We start from the raw sequence: 7,864 nt of genomic DNA, 5'->3' as shown, positions 1-7,864 counted from the left end.
TTCCGACGCCTGATGTTCCGGTGGCGTCTGTTTTGACTGACATTATCGGTTAGGGATGGGAATCGCAAGGTGAACGACTGTTGAGGGCGCTATCGCGGCTGGGAGCCGCTCCTACAGCGCGGGGGCTGGGATTCTGCGGGACGTTGCTGCCGGCTGGCAGACCGGCGGTGGATTACGCGGCGTGCACACGAAGGCGGGTGTCAACGTGTGTGCCGGAGCGCCGCTAATCCACCCTACGCGGCCTGGGTGGTCGTGTGGCCTCAGGCGTCCCGTAGCCGGTAGCCGCCCAGTTGGCGGGCGAAGCGCTGCAGCGCTTCGATGCCGGTAGCCTCGGCCTGTCGGCACCACTCCTGCAGAGCGGTGCGGACCTGGTCGGGGCCGGCGGCCGACTGCCAGATGGACTGGAGCCGCTTGCGGAACTGGTAGGCGGTCTTCAGGGCCTGGCTCTCTTCGAATACCTGCTGCAGGGTCCTCTGGGAACCCTCGTCCAGCAGGCGCTCTTCGCGCAACAGCAGGCTGCGTGCCTGACGGAAACGCGCCTTCAGACTGCGGTCGCTTTTTCGGCGGCGCAGCTCTTCCCGGTAGACCCGCTTCAGGACGTCGCGCCCGTATCCGGCCAGCACCTGGTAGCGGGCGTTGATCACCGCCCGAACCGCCTCGGCATCGATATTCCCTTCGCCGGGCACCAGCTTCGCAGGTCTGGGCGCTACCCGCTTGATGCGGGCCAGTCCCAGAAGGGAGAGCAAGCGGATATAGAACCAGCCGAGGTCGAACTCCCACCAGCGGGAGGAGAATCGGGCCGAGTTGGGGAAGGCGTGGTGATTGTTGTGGAGCTCTTCACCGCCGATCACGATGCCCCACGGCACGATATTGGTGGAGGCGTCCGGGCTCTGGAACTTGCGATAGCCGAGGAAGAGCATTACCCGGACACCCATCCCAAGCCATTGCCATCCTCGCCCAGTTCTGAGACTCTGTAAACCCGCACTGCCATCAAGGGATAGATGCCATGCCCAAGCCAAGGAAAGCCCTCGTCTCGCTCGAGGCCACCCCCTACTATCACTGCGTCGCCCGCTGCGTACGCCGTGCCTTTCTTTGTGGTGAAGACGCCACCTCAGGCAGCAGCTTTGAGCACCGCCGCGGCTGGATTCGGGAGCGCTTGTTTCAGCTTTCCGAACTCTTCGCCCTGGACGTATGTGCCTATGCCATCCTTTCCAATCACTACCATCTCGTTCTGCACGTCGACCGCGAGGCCGCTCAGGGTTGGAATATCGCAGAGGTCCTTCACCGCTGGCATGCGCTGTTCTCCGGGAATGAGCTGACCCGTCGTTTTGAACGCGGGGAAACGCTCTTCCCTGCGGAACTACGCGCCGTCGATACCTTCGCGGAGCTTTGGCGTGCGCGGCTGGCGGACATCAGCTGGTTCATGCGCTGCCTGAACGAGGAAATCGCCCGCAAGGCAAATGAGGAAGACAACTGTACCGGCCGTTTCTGGGAGGGCCGTTTCAAATCCCAGGCGCTGCTCGATGAGAAAGCGCTGGCGGCCTGTCTGGCCTACGTAGATCTCAATCCGGTCCGAGCGCAGATGGCGCAGACGCCGGAGGCCTCCGAGTTCACCTCCGTTCAGGAGCGGGCTGCTGCCGCGAATCTAGCGGATCATCCCAACGACATCCCATCACAACCAGCCCGCCTCCTGCCCTTCGCGGGGAACCCGCGCGAGCCGATTCCCAGGGGCTTGCCCTTTCGTCTTACCGATTATCTGGACTTGGTGGACTTCACCGGACGGCTCATCCGCAAGGGCAAGCGCGGCGCCATCCCCGAGCACCTTCCATCCATCCTCCAGCGCCTGGCGATCGATCCCAAGCAGTGGGGCTATCTGACTACCCAGTTTGAGAGCCCTTTCAAGGGGCTGGTGGGCACGGAGCATCGCCTCAAACAAGCCTGCCAGCAACTCGGCTACCGACGAACGCCCGGGATTGGCGCCTGCCGAACACTGTTGGCGTAGCCCCTTTTTTACTGTCGCGCTATTCCGCCGCGGATCCCAGACCCGCGAACTTCGCTCACACCAAGTTCTGCTGCTGACCCAAACTTGTTCCGATCAGGTCCGATTTACGCACGCCCTACCCTCAAATCCGGGGAAAATCGAATGGCCCGCGACGGCTCGCGGCAACTTTTTCCTTCCTCTCCTTACGATGGGTGTCCGGGTATGTTGCGCTATTCCGCGCGGATCGCCAGACCCGCGAATTTCACTCGCGCCGAGTTCTGCTGCTGACCCAAAATTGTTCCGATCAGGCCCGATTTACGCACGCCCTAACCTCGAATCCGGAAAAAATCGAATGGCCGCAATGGCTCGCGGCAACTTTTTCCTTCCTCTCCTTACGATGGGTGTCCAGGTATGCCCCCTCGTTACACTTCAAACACAGCGTTCGGCGACTGACCGGGCGCTCTTGGGGTGTATCGATGGCTTACCGGCTGTACAAGCTCGCGCAGTATGTTCGTGGATGGATGGGCTATTTCGGCATCTCCGAATACTACCGCCCGATCCCCGGACTCGATCAGTGGCTACGCCGCCGGATCCGAATGTGCTACTGGAAACGGTGGCGCAAGACGCGGACCAAGGTGCGCAACCAACCTGCTGTCACTGGGGACGAGCAAACGCCACGCGATCTTCACAGCCCTCAGCAGCAAGAGCTACTGGCATCTGTCGAAGACGCTGGCGACGCAAACGGGGATGACGAATGAGTGGCTGAAGAGCCAGGGGCTGATCAACATCTGCATGCTGTGGATGAAAGCCCATGGTTATGCCTGAACTTCTCGTGTGCTTCTTTCTTGTGAACCGCCTAGTGCGGACCCGCATGCTAGGTGGTGTGGGGAGGGCGGGCTAGAGACCCGCCCTTACCCGATTAAGCATCTTCTATATCGTCGGTTGGCGGGCACTCTAGCAACTCACTTTCAATCTCGGCCCGTTCGCCTTCCTTCATTATATCCCCGTGCGAATCAAGGAGCGCCGAGAAAAACTGCCGGACATCAGGATCGCAAAGAATCCAACTAACTTGATTGTTGGTGAGCGCAGCCTCAACGATTTCGGAAATCTGCGCTTGCGTAAATTCGGTATAGGAAGAGAGATTGGCTATTGCAACGTGAGTGGCGGCAAAGGAGCCGCTTTCAGCGAGCGCCCGAATCGCTAACTCTTTCTCCAGCTCGCTCGCCAATTTAATATCGGGGTAGTGCTCTTTAAAGAACTGCGACAGTCTCCGATAAAAAATTACGTCGCTATTTTTCTCAGCGAACCATTCGTCAACAAGGAAATCCTTTGGCTTCTGTTCGTCGAGCAGGGAATAGTAGTCTTTGTCATCTGCAACCACGTACAAGTCTTCTTTTTTCGGAATGTGCTCTAAAAGCGCCTCCCAGTTAATGGCATCCCCAAAGGAACCATTTTTCCCAGGAGGATTTCCGATATCCATTCTGCGTCTCGCCTTACGCAGCAGCCCCTCAGATGTCTTTATGAACTCCGTTTGACCGAAAAGTTCTTCAATCTTCTCGTCTGCTTTTAACGTCCGTTCTGAAACGTCGCTTGCAACCTTGTCGATCAAGGATGACAATTTCTTTCCGAACAGTTCCTGGAGCTCGCGAATTTCATCGTACTCTTCATAGTCCTTGCAAACTTGTGGAAATTGTGGCTTTTTCTTTTGCTCAGCAAGCCGCTTCATAGAGTCAGCGAGCTTATTCTCTCTGTTTCGGCTGAACTCATCATCAACCTGCTCGGGCAGCCAGAGTTTAACCTCTCCCTTTTCAATCAGCACCGTTAGCTTGTGAAGTTCTTCTAGATCGTCGCTAGAAAGGTGGAAGAACGACAAGAAAACATTTGTGTCAATAAACAGGTTCACCACTCCCCCTTACGTTTGATGCTTAACGCCAAGCTCACGCGCCGGTTTGGAGCCGCGAAGCGGCGGAAAATCGGTCGCTGTGCAGCCGATTGTTAAGCTTACACATCATGCTTGTAGGCATGGTGCCAATCGACCTCTTCCTGCATCGTCTTATTGAAACGGATCATGGCGGTACACCATTCAGGAATATTTAAATCTACTTGCCATGCTGTACCTCTGTTCTCGCCGAAGAGCTCGTAAACACCGCTCCAATACTCTACCTTGGGCTTATCAAGAGAGTTCATCCATTGCATTCTTGCCTCTGTTGCATGAACGATTTTGTTACAGGACTCGCGTAAATTCAGGGGCGTAGATAGTCCCAAGATAGATCCAATATCCAAACCCTTTCTTGCATCCCTGTCGAAAGCCTTTAAATCAAGCTCATCATCGTCATGTTTCGCAAAGTCTTGAACCATTCGAACTTTGATAGCTGACTCTATGATTTTGTTGCCTACGTAGCTTTTTAGCAGCCCTTTGTATTCCCACCACTCGTAGTCACCGCCATAACAATCAGTGTTGAGATCAAATTTTTCGCAGAACTCCCTGCTGCCATAGGCAGTATGCTGAAGAACAAAAAGGTCGTGCTCTAAACCATCGAAATCTATGAGGTGTGGCATATTTTCCTTCTGCTTAACGTTTGGCTTGAGCCGCGGCTTGCCCTGGAGCGCAGCGGAAGGGTAAGCCGTCGAACTCGAAGCGATGTTTAGGCGTTTGCTTGCATCCTATTCATGACGGCAACGACGCCGACCTGCGCACAGCTGAATGTGCACTCGACTCCGAAGATTGATTCGAATGTCACTCTTACCCGCTCCCCTTCTTCTAAGAATACAAGATCGTCGATCACGTTCTGATGGTTGAACCCGCTCAGGTTGAGCTCCGAAATGCTCCTGAATCGAAGCGAAATCAGGGCGTCATGTGTCTTTTCCATTTCAAACTGCGCCGTCCCAACATTCGCTGGGGTATACCTGCGGACATGAATCGAAGCTAATAGGTCTGCGTACTCTCCCGGAGCTTCACCTCTTCGAGTCTCGATGGAGATCACCTCGGCATCATGAAATGACGGCCATTCGCCGAAATGCCGGGTTACCTGCTCTTCATTCGCTATTTCCATGCGCTCGCTCTGGATGCCTAACTCTATGTCGGCGACCCATTGACTAAATACACCCCGGCAAACGGGTCGCCATGAAATGGTTGTTTCCCCAAAATCATCCACCTACGATGTTTTCCTCTCGTCCTCGCTGAGGGTGATATGCGGCCGATCGGCTCTATAACGGTATATGCGGCTGATTGGCCGCATATACCCCGTATTGGACTCTGGAAAACTTCGGCATATCCGGGACTTAGCCTGCAATGGCCTGGGTAGGACGAGTCGCGTTTGCATACGGCACGCCGTGCTTTTTCATGGGCAAAGCGGAAGTCGAATGGTTTCTGACCTGTCTCGCGGCCGAACGCGGCGTTTCGGCGTCGACCCGGAACCAGGCGTTTAGCGCATTGCTCTTCCTTAACTGCCATGTACTGGAAGTGGAACTTGACTGGATTGGAACGTGGTCCGCGCCAAGGAGCCGGACCGGCCGGTGCAGTAGATGATCTGATATCGAGCCCGGGAGCGGCTTCCATGGCGATGTCCGTTCTGTTCGTCGTTCCGACGCCTGATGTTCCGGTGGCGTCTGTTTTGACTGACATTATCGGTTAGGGATGGGAATCGCAAGGTGAACGACTGTTGAGGGCGCTATCGCGGCTGGGAGCCGCTCCTACAGCGCGGGGGCTGGGATTCTGCGGGACGTTGCTGCCGGCTGGCAGACCGGCGGTGGATTACGCGGCGTGCACACGAAGGCGGGTGTCAACGTGTGTGCCGGAGCGCCGCTAATCCACCCTACGCGGCCTGGGTGGTCGTGTGGCCTCAGGCGTCCCGTAGCCGGTAGCCGCCCAGTTGGCGGGCGAAGCGCTGCAGCGCTTCGATGCCGGTAGCCTCGGCCTGTCGGCACCACTCCTGCAGAGCGGTGCGGACCTGGTCGGGGCCGGCGGCCGACTGCCAGATGGACTGGAGCCGCTTGCGGAACTGGTAGGCGGTCTTCAGGGCCTGGCTCTCTTCGAATACCTGCTGCAGGGTCCTCTGGGAACCCTCGTCCAGCAGGCGCTCTTCGCGCAACAGCAGGCTGCGTGCCTGACGGAAACGCGCCTTCAGACTGCGGTCGCTTTTTCGGCGGCGCAGCTCTTCCCGGTAGACCCGCTTCAGGACGTCGCGCCCGTATCCGGCCAGCACCTGGTAGCGGGCGTTGATCACCGCCCGAACCGCCTCGGCATCGATATTCCCTTCGCCGGGCACCAGCTTCGCAGGTCTGGGCGCTACCCGCTTGATGCGGGCCAGTCCCAGAAGGGAGAGCAAGCGGATATAGAACCAGCCGAGGTCGAACTCCCACCAGCGGGAGGAGAATCGGGCCGAGTTGGGGAAGGCGTGGTGATTGTTGTGGAGCTCTTCACCGCCGATCACGATGCCCCACGGCACGATATTGGTGGAGGCGTCCGGGCTCTGGAATTTGCGGTAGCCGACATAGTGCCCCACGCCGTTGATCACCCCTGCCGCCCAAAACGGGATCCACACCATCTGTACGGCCCAGACCGCGACGCCCACCGGCCCCAGCAGGGCCAGATTGATCACCAGCATCAGCACGATGCCGACAAAGTTGTACGGCGTGTAGAGGTGCCTCTCGATCCAGTCATCGGGCGCGCCTTTGCCGTACTGCTCCCGCGTCTCCTCACGCGAGGCCTCCCGGCGGTAGAGCTCGGCCCCTCGCCATAGCACCTTTCGCAGCCCCAGGACCTGTGGGCTGTGGGGGTCCTCATCGGATTCGCACTTGGCGTGATGCTTGCGGTGCACCGCCACCCACTCCCGGGTGATCATGCCGGTGGTCAGCCAGAGCCAGAAGCGGAAGAAGTGGCTCACCACCGGGTTCAGCGTCAGGGTACGGTGCGCCTGGTGCCGATGCAGGAAGATGGTGACGGCCGCGATGGTGATATGGGTGAGAATCAGTGTGTAGGCCACTGTCGCCCAGGGCGACAGATCGAGAAATCCGTTATTCATGGGCGGGTACCTCGGAAAAACCGAACTGCTTTCAAAGATAGCCGTCGATCAGCGCTCGAGAAACAGATTGCCAACCGGGTCGACCAGGGCGCGCCAGCGGGGCGCAATATAGGTCGTGGCAACGGTTTCGACCACCAGGGCCGGACCTTTCACCACCTGTCCGGCTGCCAGATCTTCCCGGCGCCAGACTTCCGCTTCGCCCATCACACCATAGAGTTCGATAATATCCAAGTAGTTCACTCGGTTTTTGCCGGCACCCTCCAGCGCAAGCTCCGGTTCGGGGCCGAAGAGACCGAGGCGGACATTGACCAGTTCCACCGGCAGGTCCAGCCGGTGACCATAGGCCGTCCGGTGCCGATCATGGAACGCCTCCGCGGCCGCGGCCCGCCCGGTCCACGGCACATTCAAGGTATAGGATTGGCCCGCATAGCGCAGATCCACACTGGAGTCGATGGAGAGTAAGTCCGGCGCCACCCCTTCGGCCGCCAGTTCCGCGCCGCCCTCCGCCTCCAGGGTCCGAAAGGCCTCTTCGATGGCGGACTCCGGAACCGTGTCCAGCGGACCCTGAAGGGTGTGCGACAGCTGACGCCCGCGGGGTGCCACCAGCATCCCCAACGCCGAGAGCACACCGGCGTGGACCGGCACCAGGGCACGGGTCATGCCGAGTTCGTCGGCCAGGGCACAGACGTGCAGCCCGCCGGCGCCGCCAAACGAGGTCAGCGTCAACTGGCGGGGATCGACCCCGCGCTGCACCGACATCACCCGCAGGGCGCGGGCCATGTGTTCGTTGGCGATGCGAAGGACGCCCTCGGCCGCCTCCTCGACCGGGACGCCGAGGGGATCGGCGACCCGCGCCATC

Annotated in this window: 9 protein-coding genes; 3 read left to right on the top strand and 6 right to left on the bottom strand. The window is 58.8% G+C overall.

Features of this window, described 5'->3' with window-relative positions; genetic code table 11:
- Positions 1-260 precede the first annotated feature (260 nt).
- On the bottom strand, positions 261-935 hold the full coding sequence (locus Q7L05_RS16285; RefSeq protein ID WP_303909187.1) for a DesA/ISL3 alpha bundle tail domain-containing protein: 675 nt from the start codon (positions 933-935) through the stop codon (positions 261-263).
- 71 nt (positions 936-1,006) lie between these two features.
- Here Q7L05_RS16285 and Q7L05_RS16280 point away from each other — a divergent pair, with 71 nt between their 5' ends.
- Both Q7L05_RS16280 and Q7L05_RS16275 read left to right on the top strand, forming a co-directional pair.
- Entirely contained in the window at positions 1,007-2,002 is a 996-nt protein-coding gene (locus Q7L05_RS16280) for a transposase (RefSeq protein ID WP_303909185.1), read from the top strand.
- 455 nt (positions 2,003-2,457) lie between these two features.
- Positions 2,458-2,739, top strand: a complete 282-nt coding sequence (locus Q7L05_RS16275; protein ID WP_303909182.1) for a group II intron maturase-specific domain-containing protein — start codon at positions 2,458-2,460, stop codon at positions 2,737-2,739.
- A 161-nt stretch (positions 2,740-2,900) separates the two neighbouring features.
- Here the strand turns inward: Q7L05_RS16275 and Q7L05_RS16270 are convergent, their stop codons facing one another.
- From Q7L05_RS16270 to Q7L05_RS16260, 3 genes are all read right to left on the bottom strand, one after another.
- The gene (locus Q7L05_RS16270; protein WP_303909180.1) at positions 2,901-3,884 is read right to left on the bottom strand and encodes a PIN domain-containing protein; all 984 of its coding nucleotides are present in this window, start codon (positions 3,882-3,884) and stop codon (positions 2,901-2,903) included.
- Between the two features lie 98 nt (positions 3,885-3,982).
- Positions 3,983-4,540: a hypothetical protein gene (locus Q7L05_RS16265; RefSeq protein WP_303909178.1), complete on the bottom strand. Its 558-nt coding sequence runs from the start codon at positions 4,538-4,540 to the stop codon at positions 3,983-3,985.
- Positions 4,541-4,626: 86 nt separating this feature from the next.
- On the bottom strand, positions 4,627-5,136 hold the full coding sequence (locus tag Q7L05_RS16260) for an Imm50 family immunity protein (protein ID WP_303909176.1): 510 nt from the start codon (positions 5,134-5,136) through the stop codon (positions 4,627-4,629).
- 137 nt (positions 5,137-5,273) lie between these two features.
- Between Q7L05_RS16260 and Q7L05_RS17470 the strand changes: the two genes are divergently transcribed.
- Positions 5,274-5,510 (top strand): phage integrase N-terminal SAM-like domain-containing protein, encoded by a 237-nt coding sequence (locus Q7L05_RS17470; RefSeq protein WP_317623147.1) that lies wholly within the window; start codon positions 5,274-5,276, stop codon positions 5,508-5,510.
- A 313-nt stretch (positions 5,511-5,823) separates the two neighbouring features.
- Here the strand turns inward: Q7L05_RS17470 and Q7L05_RS16255 are convergent, their stop codons facing one another.
- Both Q7L05_RS16255 and Q7L05_RS16250 read right to left on the bottom strand, forming a co-directional pair.
- The gene (locus tag Q7L05_RS16255; protein ID WP_303909174.1) at positions 5,824-7,005 is read right to left on the bottom strand and encodes a DesA family fatty acid desaturase; all 1,182 of its coding nucleotides are present in this window, start codon (positions 7,003-7,005) and stop codon (positions 5,824-5,826) included.
- Positions 7,006-7,053: 48 nt separating this feature from the next.
- Positions 7,054-7,864, bottom strand: an 811-nt coding sequence (locus Q7L05_RS16250) for a hydantoinase/oxoprolinase family protein (protein ID WP_303909172.1), incomplete at its 5' end; no start/stop codon positions are given.

The sequence above is a fragment of the Thiohalomonas denitrificans genome (assembly GCF_016841685.1).
Lineage (GTDB): Bacteria > Pseudomonadota > Gammaproteobacteria > Thiohalomonadales > Thiohalomonadaceae > Thiohalomonas > Thiohalomonas denitrificans_A.
The sequence above is the reverse complement of the archived record's forward strand: the minus strand, read 5'-3'. Positions and strand labels throughout refer to the sequence as shown.

Coding starts and splice junctions, on each gene's coding strand:
- Q7L05_RS16285 (WP_303909187.1), bottom strand. CDS start 935: ATGGGTGTCCGGGTAATGCTCTTCCTCGGCTATCGCAAGTTCCAGAGC.
- Q7L05_RS16280 (WP_303909185.1), top strand. CDS start 1,007: ATGCCCAAGCCAAGGAAAGCCCTCGTCTCGCTCGAGGCCACCCCCTAC.
- Q7L05_RS16275 (WP_303909182.1), top strand. CDS start 2,458: ATGGCTTACCGGCTGTACAAGCTCGCGCAGTATGTTCGTGGATGGATG.
- Q7L05_RS16265 (WP_303909178.1), bottom strand. CDS start 4,540: ATGCCACACCTCATAGATTTCGATGGTTTAGAGCACGACCTTTTTGTT.
- Q7L05_RS17470 (WP_317623147.1), top strand. CDS start 5,274: ATGGCCTGGGTAGGACGAGTCGCGTTTGCATACGGCACGCCGTGCTTT.
- Q7L05_RS16255 (WP_303909174.1), bottom strand. CDS start 7,005: ATGAATAACGGATTTCTCGATCTGTCGCCCTGGGCGACAGTGGCCTAC.